The 16,457-nt window shown below is 59.6% G+C and carries 16 protein-coding genes and 3 pseudogenes; 7 read left to right on the top strand and 12 right to left on the bottom strand.

What is annotated here, in order from left to right:
* A pseudogene (locus tag JCM25156_RS21125) lies at positions 1-196 on the top strand (3-deoxy-8-phosphooctulonate synthase); the annotation flags it as partial.
* 67 nt (positions 197-263) lie between these two features.
* Here the strand turns inward: JCM25156_RS21125 and JCM25156_RS21120 are convergent.
* Entirely contained in the window at positions 264-1,328 is a 1,065-nt protein-coding gene (locus tag JCM25156_RS21120) for a glycosyltransferase family 4 protein (protein WP_051577465.1), read from the bottom strand.
* 58 nt (positions 1,329-1,386) lie between these two features.
* On the bottom strand, positions 1,387-2,547 hold the full coding sequence (locus JCM25156_RS03300) for a hypothetical protein (protein WP_025812139.1): 1,161 nt from the start codon (positions 2,545-2,547) through the stop codon (positions 1,387-1,389).
* Positions 2,548-3,005: 458 nt separating this feature from the next.
* Here JCM25156_RS03300 and sodC point away from each other — a divergent pair, with 458 nt between their 5' ends.
* Complete coding sequence (gene sodC, locus JCM25156_RS03290; protein WP_025812137.1) at positions 3,006-3,536, top strand: superoxide dismutase[Cu-Zn]; 531 nt, start codon at positions 3,006-3,008, stop codon at positions 3,534-3,536.
* Between the two features lie 673 nt (positions 3,537-4,209).
* Entirely contained in the window at positions 4,210-4,815 is a 606-nt protein-coding gene (locus JCM25156_RS30605) for a hypothetical protein (RefSeq protein WP_025812136.1), read from the top strand.
* Between the two features lie 386 nt (positions 4,816-5,201).
* On the opposite strand, the gene JCM25156_RS21110 is transcribed toward JCM25156_RS30605, so the two are convergent.
* From JCM25156_RS21110 to JCM25156_RS30160, 6 genes are all read right to left on the bottom strand, one after another.
* Positions 5,202-5,732, bottom strand: coding sequence for a PadR family transcriptional regulator (locus tag JCM25156_RS21110; protein ID WP_242402437.1), 531 nt, complete (start codon positions 5,730-5,732; stop codon positions 5,202-5,204).
* A 106-nt stretch (positions 5,733-5,838) separates the two neighbouring features.
* Positions 5,839-5,997 carry a hypothetical protein gene (locus JCM25156_RS27610; RefSeq protein ID WP_199898810.1) on the bottom strand — a complete coding sequence of 53 codons (159 nt, stop codon included), beginning with the start codon at positions 5,995-5,997 and terminating at the stop codon, positions 5,839-5,841.
* Positions 5,998-6,132: 135 nt separating this feature from the next.
* Positions 6,133-6,309 carry a hypothetical protein gene (locus tag JCM25156_RS29300; RefSeq protein WP_159104958.1) on the bottom strand — a complete coding sequence of 59 codons (177 nt, stop codon included), beginning with the start codon at positions 6,307-6,309 and terminating at the stop codon, positions 6,133-6,135.
* Positions 6,310-6,583: 274 nt separating this feature from the next.
* Entirely contained in the window at positions 6,584-7,126 is a 543-nt protein-coding gene (locus JCM25156_RS03265) for a flavin reductase family protein (RefSeq protein ID WP_025812135.1), read from the bottom strand.
* 583 nt (positions 7,127-7,709) lie between these two features.
* Positions 7,710-9,260 carry a glutamine-hydrolyzing GMP synthase gene (guaA, locus tag JCM25156_RS21105; protein ID WP_084296423.1) on the bottom strand — a complete coding sequence of 517 codons (1,551 nt, stop codon included), beginning with the start codon at positions 9,258-9,260 and terminating at the stop codon, positions 7,710-7,712.
* Positions 9,261-9,421: 161 nt separating this feature from the next.
* Positions 9,422-9,592 carry a hypothetical protein gene (locus JCM25156_RS30160; RefSeq protein WP_206777850.1) on the bottom strand — a complete coding sequence of 57 codons (171 nt, stop codon included), beginning with the start codon at positions 9,590-9,592 and terminating at the stop codon, positions 9,422-9,424.
* A gap of 30 nt (positions 9,593-9,622) precedes the next feature.
* On the opposite strand from JCM25156_RS30160, the gene JCM25156_RS21100 reads away from it, so the two are divergent.
* Positions 9,623-9,907: a hypothetical protein gene (locus JCM25156_RS21100; protein ID WP_242402436.1), complete on the top strand. Its 285-nt coding sequence runs from the start codon at positions 9,623-9,625 to the stop codon at positions 9,905-9,907.
* Positions 9,908-10,002: 95 nt separating this feature from the next.
* The gene (locus tag JCM25156_RS03245) at positions 10,003-10,512 is read left to right on the top strand and encodes an NUDIX hydrolase (protein ID WP_025812134.1); all 510 of its coding nucleotides are present in this window, start codon (positions 10,003-10,005) and stop codon (positions 10,510-10,512) included.
* A gap of 1,379 nt (positions 10,513-11,891) precedes the next feature.
* Here JCM25156_RS03245 and JCM25156_RS32330 read toward each other — a convergent pair.
* A pseudogene (locus tag JCM25156_RS32330) lies at positions 11,892-12,293 on the bottom strand (ArnT family glycosyltransferase); the annotation flags it as partial.
* Between the two features lie 181 nt (positions 12,294-12,474).
* Positions 12,475-12,945 carry an Lrp/AsnC family transcriptional regulator gene (locus JCM25156_RS03230; RefSeq protein ID WP_025812132.1) on the bottom strand — a complete coding sequence of 157 codons (471 nt, stop codon included), beginning with the start codon at positions 12,943-12,945 and terminating at the stop codon, positions 12,475-12,477.
* Between the two features lie 140 nt (positions 12,946-13,085).
* On the opposite strand from JCM25156_RS03230, the pseudogene trxB reads away from it, so the two are divergent.
* Positions 13,086-14,042: pseudogene (trxB, locus tag JCM25156_RS21090) on the top strand (thioredoxin-disulfide reductase).
* Between the two features lie 106 nt (positions 14,043-14,148).
* Positions 14,149-15,033, top strand: a complete 885-nt coding sequence (locus JCM25156_RS03220) for a LysR family transcriptional regulator (RefSeq protein ID WP_025812131.1) — start codon at positions 14,149-14,151, stop codon at positions 15,031-15,033.
* An 83-nt stretch (positions 15,034-15,116) separates the two neighbouring features.
* Here JCM25156_RS03220 and JCM25156_RS03215 read toward each other — a convergent pair whose 3' ends face one another.
* Together JCM25156_RS03215 and sppA are read right to left on the bottom strand one after the other, a co-directional pair.
* Positions 15,117-15,413, bottom strand: a complete 297-nt coding sequence (locus JCM25156_RS03215; protein ID WP_025812130.1) for an integration host factor subunit beta — start codon at positions 15,411-15,413, stop codon at positions 15,117-15,119.
* Between the two features lie 27 nt (positions 15,414-15,440).
* Positions 15,441-16,265 carry a signal peptide peptidase SppA gene (sppA, locus tag JCM25156_RS21085; RefSeq protein ID WP_407637094.1) on the bottom strand — a complete coding sequence of 275 codons (825 nt, stop codon included), beginning with the start codon at positions 16,263-16,265 and terminating at the stop codon, positions 15,441-15,443.
* Positions 16,266-16,457: the final 192 nt, after the last annotated feature.

Below are 16,457 nucleotides of genomic sequence, written 5' to 3'. Positions count from 1 at the left end.
CTTCGCCCCCATCCTGGCCCGCGCGGCGCTGGCCATCGGGGTCGCCGGCCTGTTTATCGAGACCCATCCCGACCCGGATCACGCCCCCAGCGACGGGGCGACCATGCTGCCGCTGGCCTGCATGGAAGACCTGCTGCGCAGTCTGGTCCGATACGACACCCTGACCAAACAGACCCCGCCGGATGAGATCATCTGAGAGGCTGTTTCAGACAGTCTCCGACACAGCCCATCGGGGCGGGGTACATTTTACGGCTCGAAATCCGTCATGCGCCGCAGGATGTCTCCCCCCGCCCGTGAAAAGGCGTCCGGCTGAAACGCCGCATGACCAGTTCACGCGCGGCGCGGCCCATCTCCGCCAGCCGTTCCGGGTGGCGCAGGATCGTTTCCAGTGTATTGGCCAGTTCCTGCGGGTGGTCGGGATGTATTTTCCAGCCTGTCACGCCCTGCTCGATGGAATGGTTCATCTCACCAACCGTGCCGCCCAGCACGGGCAGTCCCATGTTCATGGCCTCATGCGCGGCGATGCAGAATCCCTCCCCGCGTGAGGGCTGGACATACAGATGGCAGGCCCGCAGAAACGCCGCGGTGTCATTCACGTAACCCACAAAACGCACGTTCGTCAGGCCATGAAGCTGACAGAACGCAAGCAGCCTTGCGTGTTCGTGCCCCTCCCCGGCAATCATGACCTGATATTCCGGCAGCCCCTTTACCGCGCGCAGCAGGATCAGGGCGCGGCAGAGCGTGTCGTACCCCTTGGCGGGGTCGAGACGCCCCAGGGAGCCGATCCGTATGACCTCCCCCGGTTTCCACGCCGGGGCGGGCTGGATATCGGAATGGGTACGGAAAATGGGCCAGCAGGCCAGTTGGCTGGATGGCAGGTCAAGCCGCTCACCCGTAAGGTTGGTTACGTAATCGGAATCCCCCACCCACAGCCGGGTCAGCTTTTTTGTCAGCCGCAGCAGGGCAAGGTTCGCCGGTTTCAGAAACGCATTATGCTGCCAGCTGACAACCGGAATATCCTGCCACGCGCCGACAAGCTGCCCCAGCAGGGTCGCGCGCGTCAGGGATGTCCAGAGATGGGTTGGCCGCACGGAGCGCACCCATCCGTCAAGTTCATGCAGGACATGGCGCGAGGACGCCTTCTCCCCGTCCAGCACCACGCCTTCGATCCCCGCCTTCTGCATCACGCCCATGGCGCGCCCGTTGCGCCGGATCAGGGCGGCGACATGAACCTCGTGCCCATGCTGCCGACAGACCTCAACAATAGCCGGGATAGGTAACGCCGCCCCTCCGCCCTCAAATGTATTGATAACATACGCAATACGCATACCTGTCTCCACCCGATCCCTTCAGCCGTAGCGATCAAGCGCCATACCCGGCCCGCATTCAGGCCGCGAGCACTTTATTCTGTGACAAAAAATGGACGATTTCCCGCGCGGCGCGGCTGGCCGCACTTTGTGAGGGGACCGTAAGGAACGTAGCCTGAAATGCTTCCTTCTGTCGCTGCGCATAGGGCTGCTGCTGTTCCTGCGCCACGGCCAGCGCATGCGGCAGGGCGCTGACCCGGTCGATCACCTGCCCCATGTTCCAATGGGTATAATTGGGATTGCCCTGCCAGTCAGCCCCATGGGAATTGAGCAGGATGCATGGGCGCGGCCGATATATCCATTCATAGATCTGGCTGCTGGCGTCGCCCAGATAGATATCGGCGGCGAGTGTATAGGACATATCCACGGAATACTGGCTTCCCGTATCAATGCGGATATGGGGCAGGTTACGCAGCCGTTCGGGGATCATCCGGCGCAGGCGGATACGCCGATGCTCGACCGACACATGCACCTTGCGACGGAACAGCATGACATGCGGGGCGAAAATCAGATTGTAGTCATCCTGCCCCGCGAACCATTCCAGCACTTCCAGCCCCATATCCCACCATGAAGACAGGATGGGATCGAAATGCGGATTGTACAGGACGGTCGGGCGATCGTTATCGAAAAAGCGCCTGCGCACCGAAAAATCCACGGTATCGAATTTGGGGTAACCGACAACCGCATGCCCTTCGGGCCGGATCAGATGGTTTTCCAGCATCCGGTCACGCGTCTTGGCGCCAGGTAGCAGGACCAGATCGAAAAACCGCGTCACGTTACGAAACCCGATGGAACGGTCACCCGCGCCATGGGGAAAATAGATCAGCTTGATATCAAGCCCGAAATGGCTTTTCAGCAGGGCAGACGTCGTTTCCGGCACGACAAGCGCATCCAGCCCCGCGAACAGCCGCACATTTTCATGCAGGTTCGCGATACGCTGGAACGGCAGGAAAGATTTGGCCACGACATTGATGGCCCGGGCCAGACGGCCAATGCCGATATGCACGAAGCGTACGCGATCCGAACAGGATGCGATTGTCTGGCGCACATGGGCCTCCTGCTCCGCCGAGGAGGTGATGACCGTCACATCCTGCTCCAGCGCGACAAGTTCACAGATAATCGGGGCGGTATGTGAAATCTGGTGGATACAGTCGTGATTGAAAAGAAAGCCAATCTTCATACAGGAAACCTCACATCTCGAATTGTAACATGTTTTTTCCAGAAAATAATAGATGTGGGTTCATCGGCCCCCGTGCGGCTTCCTCCCTCCGTCAACCGGTGAATTCTATTTCTGTTTCGCAGTGCATACTACTGTTTATGCGGCAATGCGCGCAGGGACCAGAGGATACTTTCCCTGCCCTGCCTGACGAAAAACAACGCCGACGGATACGCTGAACTGCAAGGCATGCAGGCCTCCATACCTTCCGTTACGTTCATGAAAAGTTGAATACTGTCCTGCGCGCGCCCGGCATCCGGGCGGGTGAGCCGCATGTCCGGTTCGGAGGGTGAAAGAAAGGGGCACCCGGATGCCTCCCCCCTTATTGCGATCTTTTCTTAATTGCGACAGGCTGTCAGGGAGAACCATGCGCCATCCCCGGTGTTCATGATCCGAACCCATGTTGAAAAAGGAAAATCCTCATGCCCTCGCCCCGCTCCGGACTACTCGCCATCCTTGCCTTCAGCCTTGCCCCCTTCTCCTCCATGGCGCAGGCGGCCGATACCGCGGCAGGCAACCTGTTGGGAAGCGATGGCACCGCACGCGGAACCATTCATGTCACGGAGGCCCTGAAGGGCGTTCTGCTACGTGTTGAGGCCAAAGGACTGACACCCGGCTGGCATGGCATCCATTTCCATGAAAAGGGAGATTGCGGGGCACCGAAATTCACCAGCGCCGGGGCGCATGTGCATGCGACCTCTCCCGTGGTGCATGGCCTGCTGAACCCGAATGCGAATGATGCAGGTGATCTGCCCAATATTTTTGTCGGGGGTGATGGTGCGGCCACGGTGGAATTCTATTCCACACTGGTTTCCCTGAACGGAAAGGATGGTCGCCCGGCCCTGCTTGATGCCGATGGCTCGGCCCTTGTCATTCACGCCAACCCCGATGACTACCAGACCCAGCCCATCGGTGGCGCGGGGGACCGGGTGGCCTGCGCGGTTATCCGTTAATCCTTCCCCGTCGTAACCAGGTGTCCAAACGCTACAGGAGCGGCAGGCCGTTACGCCTGCCGCCTATGGCCTGAACAAAAGATGTGGCTGTTCAGGTTTTGAAACAAACGATCATCATAAGAAAGTTTTGGTGAAGCTTTTTTCAAAAAGCTTCAGGAAACGCCGCCTTTTTGAAAAAAGTCGGCACCCAAAAACTTTTATTGTTTTTTGCAAATCCATTACTTCAAAAAGTGTTGTTAATATAGCGATCATAGGAAATGAACAATCAATTATAACCGCTTATATTCAATAATTATTTATACATATGTTATTTAATGAAATTTTCAAGCTTCTCTTGACCTTTCTATTACTGTATCAAATTACTAAATGCTGCCTTTTGGCTCCCGACAATATTTATACACAAATCTACGCAATAGGAATATAAATTATTTTAAATTAATACAAATATATTGTTAAACTGAATACGTATCATATGAAAATGATGTTTAAATACCACTTATTTACAATATAGATTAGATAAAAAATTTTCAAGAAGTATCAGGAACGGCGATCCCGGATCGAGTATATCAAACTTGAACGTAAAAACGGGTGTTACATTAAAAAACTACCACTGGCGATCTCTTCTGTCCACGCCCCATGAAGAATGGCCCAACCAAACATACGGACCGGCAACGTGAATGTTCATGAGCCTCCGAGAGGTTTATACGTTTTTCTCGGAAATAACCATCTCTGTCAGACCGGCTTATTATACCCGGAACTCTCAATCATTACAGTCACAGTCTCTCTTACCCGTAACAAAAAAAAGGCCCGGCAACATGCCGGGCCTTCCGCTGAAGGGACGGGATCAGTTGGAATTGCTGTTGTTCTGATTCCAGCCGCCGCCATTGCGGTCACCACCACGATCGCCGCCGCGATCACCCCAGTTGCCATTCTGGCTGTCGCCACCACGGTTGCCACGGTCACCGGGGCCATTGTTCTGGTCGCCACGGTTTTCACCACCACGATCACCGCGATCACCGCGATCACCGCGATCACCGCGATCACCGCGATCACCGCGTTCGCCACCGGGGCCACCAGGGCCACCGTTCTGGTCACCGCCATTCTGACGATCGCCGCCCTGGTCTCCACGATTGCCGTGTTCGCCATGATTGCCGCCGTGATGACCATGACCGCCATGACCACGATGTTCGCCCTGCTCACTGCCCTGATTCTGGTCATAGGACTGCGCCTGAGCGGCCAGCGGAAGGGAGGCACCAAGAGCGAGGGCAAACAGAATTGAACGCTTCATAATATATCCTTTAATACGACTAATTCAACCACTGATACATTGTGCCGTATGAGCGGAAATGTAAGGCCAAATGATGTAACAAACAGTATCGGAAATATCCTGATCAGAAATCATGATCATTCATTGGCCGAGACTATTCCGGTGAGTATTCCATATGTCCGGATGAATATTCTGGAACATAAATGATCTGCGTTCACACATTTACAGACCATCCCATAATGCTCTGTAAAAAACAGATCCATACATGCCAGGATTATGGGCATCCCTGACCGGGCGACCTGTTGGCCGACCGGGCCGGGAAACCTGGCTTTCAGACCTGCCCGATCGCCCGGGCAGCATCGTCCAGCAGGGCTGCGATCTTTTCCTCGGCTTCCGTATCAAGGCCGCCATTGCGCAGTCTCAGGCGAAGTGCCGTGCGCAGGTTTTCCATGCCGCGCATGACCGGCATCGGGACATCCTTGCGACCTCCCCTGCTCTGCCGCACCTGTTGCGGCACGGGACAGGATTTCATCGAGGGCCGCACGGCTGGCGGCCAGAAACGCCTCGCCTTCCGGCGTGATGTGGTAGTTCTTGCGGCCGTCGGCTTCGACAATCCGGGCATAACCGGCCTCATCCAGCCAGGTCAGCGTGGGGTAGATCACGCCGGGACTGGGGGCGTAGCTGCCGCCGAACTTTTCCTCGATCATGCGGATCAGTTCGTAGCCGTAGGTCGGCTTTTGCGCGATCAGCGAGAGGACCAGAAGCCGCATCTCACCATAATCGAACAGCCGGTGACGCCCGCCCCGGCGGCCACCGCCGTGATGCCCACCGCGACCGTGATGGCGGCGGGGTTCCCCACCGCCGGCCATGCCTTCGGGGGAGAAAGTCTGGCGGTTACGACCGCCTGCGTGTCTGTTTCTGTGTTTCATGTTTACCGATATACGTTCCGATATATCTTACGTCAAGATATATCGGGATGTATTTTCTTACTTCTCGTTAATCCCACCATTATAGGCGCCACAGGCAGCCCATCCGTCAGTTCCCTACCCTGATCACATGATCGAAAAAATCCCGTGATTCTTCCGCTTTCCTGAATGCGGAAGCATATCGTGCAACAAGCAGATACAGCGCAGGGGTTGAGAACATGGTCCGGGCCTGCCTGACCAGCAGGCCGCCGGTCAGCGCGATGCCCAACGACTGGCGCGTTCCATGCCATACGCCTGATCTGGCCCTGTATCGGTTGGAAGAAACGCCTACATGCATCCTCGGGCTACGTCCCCGACAAAGACGGCACCTGTTGCGGCAAACAGATATGAAGGACAGGTCAGCCTAAGCCAGCGCCAGCATCATCCTGAACCAGACAACAGGTACCAGCGCGAATACCATCAGACCTGCAAGCAACATTGCAATGCCTGCCAGAAATCCTGTCAGGATAGCTCCGGATCCACCGCGACTGGCGTGAATGGCATGCAGGAAGGCGACCACACCAACAGCAAAAAACAACACGGGTGAAAAACAGCCCGCACAGAAGTCCTATACTGGCAATGCAAAGAAAAGGTGCAACAACGCGTATGTATGATTTCCGCGGGGCACGGCTGAATGATCGCGTCTGCCACCACCTCGATGCCGGAAAAATATAGCAGGTCCGACATCGGCCTTTATGTTGAAATGCCTGTACAGGGCATTCCCAGCAATAAGAAGCTGTTTGAAAATAATTGTTTGATAAAGAAACAATAAAAGTTTTTTGGGTGCCGCCTTTTTTCAAGAAGGCGGCGTTTACTTATGATTTATGGGGGCTGCAAACGCAGCGGGCGAGGCGATCAGCACCGTAAAAGACTTTCTCGCCCAGATCCTTCATGTGCAGGATCGCTTCATCGGGACGACCTGTAATCTCCTGATTCAGATGCACATTCGTGACCTCGGCAACGAACGTATGATGATCGCCCAGTTCCACGATGTGACGCACCTTCAGTTCCACTGCGGCCGGTACGCCGGTCAGGACAGGCGCGCCATTTGCGGCCCAGCGAACGTCCTGCCCGCCCAGCTTGCCATCGACATATTCGGCAGGCTTGAAGAAAGCGAAGGCAAGACCGCCCTGCCCCTGACCCAGAATATTGAGCACCAGATCGCGGCTTTCACGCGCGGCGGTATAAACGACGGAATCCGTCTTGATGCCAAGGGCCAGGAGCGGCGGGACAAAGCTGGTCTGGGTAACCCAGTTGATCGTGGCGGATGCGATGGCGGTCTCTTTCGTTCCAGCCGTCAGCACATAGAGGCCATAAGGGATCATCCGCAGCGCGGTTTTCTTGGCCTGTTCATCCATGATGCAGTCTCCTTTGCATTGATTATCCATAAGAATGACGCCACACGGCCGCAGATGTCCAGCAGCGGACTTATGAGGACCTGTTCCAGCCCCGATGCCATCCTGCCCGTCGATATCAGGCCGCCTGCCGGACAGCTACGCAATCGGCGACATCAATGCGTTCTGGTTAGCCCGCGATACAGGAGATCATGCCTTTTTCCGTAACGAGGACATACATCCCGTCACGGTCCGCGACCTTGTATTTTTTTTCCTTTTGGTTTCAACGACCTAATTGCAGCATCCGTAAGCATTGCACCGCCTCCGACCCGAAAATACCGTCAAGGGATTCTGGTGGGCTGTTTCGGCGAAAAATCATCTGTTTACAAAGATTTATTGTAAAAAAATACCGTCACAGGCCCATCTGCCCATGACGGTATTCATACAATTCCCGACTGGCAAGCCTGACGAGGTCCGTCACGCATACCGTCAAAACCAACCTGTGCACACCGATGGTCTGCAATAGCAGACGACGATATTAACTTTTTATTTCAGTCTATTAGGTGGGATTCGGGGAGGGAATGGGATACTCCAACCCCCTTGGAAATCATTCCCACTCAATCGTCCCCGGCGGCTTGGAGGTGATGTCGTAGGTGACACGGTTCACGCCACGCACTTCGTTGACAATGCGGCCAGCCACGCGATTGAGGAAGGACATGTCAAACGGATAGATATCCGCCGTCATGCCATCCGTGCTGGTGACGGCGCGCAGGGCGCAGGCGTAATCATATGTGCGGCCATCCCCCATCACGCCCACCGTGCGTACGGGCAGCAGGACCGCGAAGGCCTGCCAGATGGCGTCGTACAGTCCGGCCGTACGGATTTCCTCAAGGAAGATGGAATCAACCCGCCGCAGCAGGTCCAGCTTTTCACGCGTAATCGCGCCGGGAATGCGGATGGCCAGCCCCGGACCGGGGAAAGGATGGCGGCCGACAATGGCCTCCGGTATGTCCATTTCACGGCCGAGTTCGCGGACCTCGTCCTTGAACAGTTCGCGCAGCGGCTCGACCAGTTGCATCTTCATCCGCTCGGGCAGGCCACCGACATTATGGTGCGACTTGATGGTGACCGAGGGGCCGCCGGTAAAGCTGACGCTCTCGATCACATCCGGATACAGCGTGCCCTGCGCCAGGAATTCGGCTCCGCCCAGCTTCGCCGCTTCTTCCTCGAACACCTCGATAAACAGGCGGCCGATGGTCTTGCGCTTGATCTCGGGGTCACTCACCCCCTCCAGCGCCGTCAGGAACAGTTCGGACGCATCGCGATGGATCAGGTGAATATTGAAACGGTCACGGAAGGTGCGGATGACCTCATCAGCCTCACCAGCACGCAGGATGCCCGGATCAACAAAAATACAGGTCAACTGCTCCCCGATGGCCTGATGGATCAGGACCGCCGCGACCGAGGAATCAACCCCGCCGGAAAGCCCGCAGATCACACGCCCCTTGCCAACCTGCTGGCGGATGCGGGCAATTTCCATGTCACGGAAACCGGCCATGGTCCATGTGCCCCGGCAACCGGCCACGTCATGGGTAAAATTGCGCAGCAGGGCCGCGCCGTGCGGGGTATGCACCACCTCGGGGTGAAACTGCACGCCATACAGGCGGCGGCCTTCATCCGCGATGATGGCGAAGGGCGCGCCCTCGCTGACCGCCACGGCCTGAAAGCCCGGCGGCAGCTTCGTCACGCGGTCGCCATGGCTCATCCACACCTGTTCGCGCCCACCCCGCGCCCATGTGCTACGGAACAGGGCGCAATCCTTGATGATGTCGATATGCGCGCGTCCGAATTCACGATGCTCATGCGTCTCGACCGTGCCGCCAAGCTGGCGGCACATGGCCTGCTGCCCGTAACAGATACCCAGAACGGGCACATTCAGGGCGAACACCACGTCCGGTATGGCGGGCGCGTTGTCATCCAGCACGCTGGCCGGGCTGCCTGACAGGATGATCCCCCTGGGCGCGAAGGCGCGAATCTTCTCCGGGCTGCTGGAATAGGGCCAGATTTCGCAATACACCCCGCTTTCACGCACACGCCGGGCGATCAACTGGGTAACCTGACTGCCGAAATCCAGGATCAGAATACGATCCTCGTGCAGGGTTTCATCAAGCCTGCCGGGGGGGAGGCTGTATTCACGGTATCGTTCATCATGTGTCTTTCGGTCGCGGCATTATCGATAAACCAGATTTCCGGCATATGCCGGGAACATGGCGCAAGCGTGGGATAGTCTTTCGCACCCGGATAGCACAATATGGGCGTTCAGGCAGGATGGTATTTCCGGGCCTGCCCGCGGGCTTCCGGAACCCCGCCAGCGAACGGAACCTTTTGAAAATATCCACCAGCCGGATTATATGGTTGCTTCATGACCTTACGCGCCCTTTTGCCACTGATCACCGCCTGTCTCACCGGTTTTTTTTCCTGCGCGGCCATGGCGGACGCCCTGCATGACCCCACCGGCCTGTGGACCGGCAGGCTCGTGACCGATCAGGCACGTGTGACGAAACGCGCGATACCTCCACCTTCCAGATCGGGTCGAAACGCATCGCCTTCACCCCGGCGGATGGCTCGATCGCCCTGCGTGGCGTGCCGGAAAAGGATCATGCCCACTACCATGCCGAAGCCCTGCTCCAGCAGCCATCGGGCGCGCCCTTTCCCATGGTGTTCGAAGCCCACCCGGATGGCGAGACCATTGTCGGCACCTACGGCACCCCGCGCTGCCGGGCCCATATCGTGCTGAAACGCTAGGTCCGGAGCATTGCCGCGCCGGTGTTCACGCAATCGGGAACACCTCCGTCCGATACAGGCATGGATGCGCGACGACGATCCGATATAGTCGCTATATGTCTGGTAACACGACACTTGCAGGCGCCGTTCTGTCCATTATTGTCCGTGATGGACGCATGCTGCTGGTTTGCAGGCGCAATCCACCCGATCAGGGTTTATGGGGTTTCCCCGGTGGCCGTATCGAATATGGCGAAAGCTATCTGGATGCGGCGGCGCGCGAACTGCGTGAGGAAACCGGCTTTGAAACCCATGCCGAAGGCACGCTGACCGCCTTTGACCTGATCGACCGGGACGAGAGCGGAAACATCCGCTTCCATTACCTGATCGTTGCCGTCAGATGCCACGACAATGGCTGGACCCGGATCACGGCGGGAGACGACGCCTGTGATGTCGGCTGGTTTGACCTGGCGACGGTGCGCGCCAGTCCCGCCGCCTTCAGCCCCGGCCTGCTGGAACTGGGCACGCTGGCCCTGTCCGACCGCGGCATTGCCCCATGGCCGGTGGCGGCCCAGATCCGCACGCCCGACAGCACCCCCGAACACCGGACCGAAAGCATGCTGTCATGACCCAGTTTTCCGCCCTGATCGTGGAGGACGAGGCGACAATCGCGGAACTGGTCGCCACCATGCTCGAAGCACATGGCATCCGCCCCACCATAAGCAATGGCGTGACCGACGCCATGCGACAGATCGACGGCCAGACATTTTCGCTGGTACTGGTGGATCTGACGCTGCCTGATGGTGGACCTGACGCCCTTATCGCCGCCGCCCGCGCGCGCGGCAGCCATGTCATTATCATGAGTGGCGATCCGGACCGGCTGGCAGGCTACGCCCCCCTGCCCCGGCTGGAAAAACCCTTCCGCATGAAAGCTCTGCTGGAACAGGTCAGGCAGGTGCTTCCGCTTGCGGGGTGAAGGCGCCGCCATGCCGGGACATGGAAGGTAGTTTTGTTTGCCCGGCCGGTTCGTGTTCTTTTTGCAAAAAGAACATGAAAATTTCTGATTGCCTGACAGCTTTTTGCCGGGAACGGGTTCCTCTCCCGATTGCCAGCCCATGAATCGCTGCGCCTGCCTAGCGTTCACCCGGCACGGGCAGGCGGGCGATGGCGTGGCGCTGGGCCGTGGACAGGTCATCGCGCATATGCACGCGATACAGATCGACAGGTTCCGCCACCCGGCCCCGCCGTCCGCGCACAAGCGTTCCGATCCGTTCGACTGATGTAAACGCATCGGGCTGAATGTACGCCGTGGGTTGCACACCATAATTCCATTACCCGCCACGCCATGGGGCAGGTTGAACAGCGCCCAGCGCGGCTCCATTCCCACAACCACATGCCCCGGCAGGACAGTGGCCAGTTCCGCCGCCGTGCCGTAGTCACATGCCGCAATAAATTCTCCCGGTCGCGCCGTCGCGGCAATATGCGTGGCAAGCGCGCGCCACCCCGCCATCTGGCGCAGGGCCACATCCGTATGGGCGGATAAGGGAAGCGGGGCGAACAGCGCCTGTGCATACACCAGCACGCCAACCGCCAGCCCGCCACCAACGGCCCAACGGCCCCACCGCCATGCCACCAGCGCAGTACCTGCCGCCAGCATGGGATAGATCACGACCGGCCAGTTCGCCTGCACCCGATCACCCACGGCATGCTGCACGAAAACGCATGCCGGCAGCACGATCATGCACAGCAGCAGCGCCGCACCGGGCACGGAACGCGCGCGCCGCGGCAGGCGGACCAGCCCCCATATGAAAAAGGCGGCAATGCCCGGCGTCATCAGGCCAAGCTGGCCCAGCAGCAATTCGCTCAGAAACTGGAAGGCGCGACCGGGGTGCCAATCCGCCGTACGGCCGCCCTGACGCGCGAAACTGGCCCAGCCATGTTCGGCGTTCCACCACACCACCGGTGTCACGCACAGCATCGCCACGCCGATGCCCCCCACAAGGCCCGCCCATTGCCCACGCACCCATGCGCGCCGCCTGAACACCTGCAGCCCAAGCCAGAGCGCGATACCGGCAACAGGTAGAACGGCGGTATATTTACTGTCGCAGGCCAGCCCCGCAACCAGCCCCGCCACCAGCCACCACGACTGCCCGCCACCCGCCACGATGCGCCCCATAGCCCATAACAGGGCGCAGACGAAGAACAGCACCGGCGCATCCGGTGTTATCACAACAGACTGAATTGCCAGCGCCAGGGTTGCCTGCAACAGCACACCGGCCCGCCACGCCTGACGTGGCGCGACATCGGGCAGGAGGTCACGCACCGCCCGTATCAGGAAAAAGGTCTGGCCAACCCCGCCCAGCACCCCGAACAGCCTGACGCCCAAGGCGTTATCGCCCGCGCACAGCATGCCCAGCCGGATCCACACCGCCACCATGGGCGGATGGTCGAGATACCCCGCGGCGGCGCGAGCGCCCACAGGCGGTAATACGCCTCATCGGGCGAGAGTGGCAGGAAAGCCGCCACAGCCAGCCGCAGGCAGGCCAGCAGCGCAAGCAGATACAGCCACCCGCGTGGACTGTATCCATCAGTCACACAGGCACGCCCGGACGGTTGAGGCTGGTGCGGATGGTCTGCAATGTCTGCACGCGCACCACATGCGGGGCTTCCGTCAGTTGCCGGGTCAGCAGGTTCTCATGCGTTGCATCCCGCGCCACCAGCCGGACAAGGAAGTCCCCTCCCCCCCGGATCATGTGGCATTCGCGCACTTCCGGCCAGGTGGAGACCTGGGCCTCGAACGCGGCGAGGACGGCCTCCTTCTGGCTGTCCAGCCCGATCAGCGCGAACAGCGTGATGGACCAGCCAAGCCGCGCGCCATCCGTATCGGCATGGTAGCCACGTATCACGTGGTCTTCCTCCAGGCGCCGCATGCGGCGCAGACAGGGCGGCGCGGATATGCCCACGCGGCGGGCAAGCTCCACATTCGTCATGCGTCCGTCCAGCTGAAGTTCGGCCACAATACGACGATCAATCGCATCCAGATCAGCCATCCGCTCCGCCATGCACGTTCCATCTCTCGAAAACAGGCATCTGTCACGCCCGTATGCCGCAATAATGATGCACTTCCTACTCCAACCCTTGCACGGACGCCAGTGGACGATCATACCAAAGACAATTCTGACAATAGGGTTTTTCTGATCTCATGCCCCAGACCTGTTCTACCGATCTGCTTGTCATTGGCGCGGGCCCCGCCGGCTATACCGCCGCCATCTACGCGGCGCGCGCGGATCTTTCCCCCGTTCTCGTGGCCGGGCTCCAGCCCGGCGGCCAGCTCATGATCACGACCGATGTCGAGAACTATCCCCGGCTTCGCCACCGGAATACAGGGGCCGGAACTGATGGAGCAGATGGCCGAACAGGCCCGCAATGTCGGCACGCGGCTCATGGATGACATTATCGTCTCGTGTGACTTCACCCGCGCCGACGGGACCGGGCGTTTCTACGCCACGGGCGATTCCGGCATGGTGTACGAAGCCCGCAGCGTCATCATCGCCACCGGCGCGCAGGCGAAATGGCTTGGCATACCGGGGGAGGAGGAATTCCGTGGCTCCGGCGTCTCGGCCTGCGCCACGTGCGATGGCTTTTTCTATCGCGGCAAGCGCGTGGCCGTGATCGGCGGCGGCAACACCGCCGTGGAGGAAGCGCTGTACCTCACCCACCACGCCGCCCATGTGACCCTGATCCACCGCCGCGACACATTGCGCGCGGAACGGATCCTGCAGGACCGGCTGCAGGCCAACCCCAAGGTCTCCGTCATCTGGAACAGCGAGGTCACGCGCATAACGGGCAGCGGCACGCCGCCGGTGGTCACGGGGGCCGACCTGCGTGACCGCGTGACGGGGCTGAACGCCATATCGATGTGGACGGGGTGTTCGTTGCCATTGGTCACGCCCCCAACACCGCAATTTTCCGTGATGTGGTGGAGATCGATACAGATGGTTACATCGTCACGACACCAGGTGGCACACGCACCTCAGTGCCGGGAGTTTTCGCCGCTGGCGACGTGCAGGACAAGATCTATCGGCAGGCCGTAACCGCCGCCGGAACCGGCTGTATGGCCGCCCTGGAGGCCGAACGCTTCCTGGGTGCGTGCGTGTAAGGGGCCGGAAGAGTCCTTGACCTGCATCAACATTTCCTTCACCACAACGGAAGTAGTGTCATAACATTTGGCGCGCCCCAATCAGATAGCAAAGCGGAGTCAACGCGTGGACTGGGATAAACTCCGGATATTTCATGCCGTAGCCGAGGCGGGGTCCTTCACCCATGCCGGTGACGTGCTTAACCTGAGCCAGTCTGCAGTATCGCGGCAGATCTCGGCGCTGGAAGAGGCCCTGCAGGTTCCCCTCTTCCACCGGCACGCCCGGGGGCTGATCCTGACGGAACAGGGGGAGACCCTGAACCAGACGGTTCGGGAAGTTTTCTCCAAGCTGGCCATGACGCAATCCCTGCTGACGGAAAGCAAGGAAAAGGCGGCCGGGCGGCTGCGGGTCACGACAACAACGGGTTTTGGCACCTGCTGGCTCACGCCACGGCTGCACCGGTTCATGGAAACCAACCCGGATATTTCGATCACCCTGATCCTGGAAGACAACGACCTCGATCTGGGCATGCGTGAGGCCGATGTGGCCGTGCGCATGCACCCGCCGCGCCAGCCGGACCTGATCCAGCGGCATCTGGCCGACTTCCCGCTGCCCATCTACGCCGCCCAGTCATATCTGAACGACCACGGCACGCCCCGCACGCTTGAGGAACTGAACGCCCACAAGCTGGTCCTGTTCGGGGGCTACCACCCGCCCGTGCCGCACATCAACTGGCTGGCCGAAACCGGCGTGCCTTCCGATGAGCGCCGCCCGGCCCGGCTGGAAGTCAACAGCCTCGCCGCCATGGCGGGCGCGATCGCGGCGGGGATCGGCATTGGCTCGATTCCGCTTTACGCGGCGTCGCAATATCCGAATCTGGTCAAGATCCTGCCGGAAGTGCCGCTGCCCACGGTTGACGCCTATTTCGTCTACCCGGAAGAACTGCGCACATCCAAGCGCGTGGCCGTGTTCCGTGATTTCCTGCTGGCGGAAATCAACGCCCGGCACTGAGACAGGCGACTACCCCACCACGCTGGTAAAAGCCAGCGTGGCGCCTGCCTGCCATTTCCCTGAAATGGTGAAGCCGAAGGCCGTCAGTCCGCCTTTTCGTGCGACTGATTGACCCGTTCACGCAGTTCCTTGCCTGCCTTGAAAAACGGCACCACCTTTTCATCGACCGAGACGGTTTCCCCCGTTCTGGGGTTACGGCCGGTACGGGCCTCCCGCTTCTTGACGGTAAAAGCGCCAAAGCCGCGCAGTTCCACCCGGTCCCCACGCATCAGGGCATCGCTGATTTCAGCAAAGATGACCTGAACGATACGCTCCACCTCCCGAATGGGAAGATGGGGGCGGGCGGCGGCAAGTTCGGCGATCAGTTCCGATCTGGTCATCCTGTTCCCCTTGTTTATACAAGAAAATTAAAGTTTCCAGATCGCAACAGCCCCGTCAAGCGCGCTACTTTCCTTAATCAGAATTTCTGCACCTGGCACGGCGGATAACAGACCGGTGATCCAGTGCCGCCAGTTCACCCGCGTGGCTGCCGGGCCGATATCGGTCACGGGCGCATCATCGGACAGGTGGGCGGTTTTCAGCAGCCAGCCGCGGGCATCCGCCAGTGAACCGAGCTGATCCACCAGCCCCAGACCCAATGCCTGCCGCCCGGTATAGGGGCGACCATCGGCCAGTTGGCGCACACGCTCCACCGGCATGTGTCGCCCATCGGCCACAACCATGACAAAAAATCCATAAAGATCGGTTATGACGCCCTGCAACATCTCCCGTCCCTCAGGTGAAAGCGGCTGGACGACGGAAGGTTGCCCCTTCATCGGCCCGGAAACGAGTTCGTCAACATGCACGCCCACCCGGTCCAGCAGCCGCGACACATCGGGGGACTGTAAAATGACGCCGATCGAGCCGGTCAGGGTGGAACGATTGGCGAAAATACGGTTGGCGGGCACGGACACCATATACCCGGCCGAAGCCGCGACACTGCCCATGGACACGGCCACGGGCTTGCGCCGTGCGAAAGCGGCCACCGCGTCATGCAGCACTTCGCCCCCCGTTACCGCGCCACCGGGGCTGTTCACTTCCAGCAGCAGACCCTTGACCGTGCTGTCATCGGCGGCCTTGCGGATGGCGTCGACATTATCTTGCTCACTGGCGGAAATGATCCCCGCCAGCTTGAGATGCACGAGATGCGGCTTCTGGCCCGTCCAGCCCCCGCCATGGGTGCGCAACGGCAACGATGCAGGCCAGAACAAAAAAAGCCACGGCACTTCCCCGCCAGAGCAGAAGCCGGCGGCGAAGTGATGCGGCATGCAGAACCATATCGGGGTCAGTATCCATAACAACGCAATATCATGGATATACGCCCCGGCGAAGGCGCGATGGAAGGCAGGCAGCCGCCGCCTTCATCCCCCCTTGCGGCGTCGGCG

It is taken from the genome of Komagataeibacter kakiaceti JCM 25156 (assembly GCF_000613305.1).
This window is presented reverse-complemented; position numbering and strand designations above follow the sequence as displayed.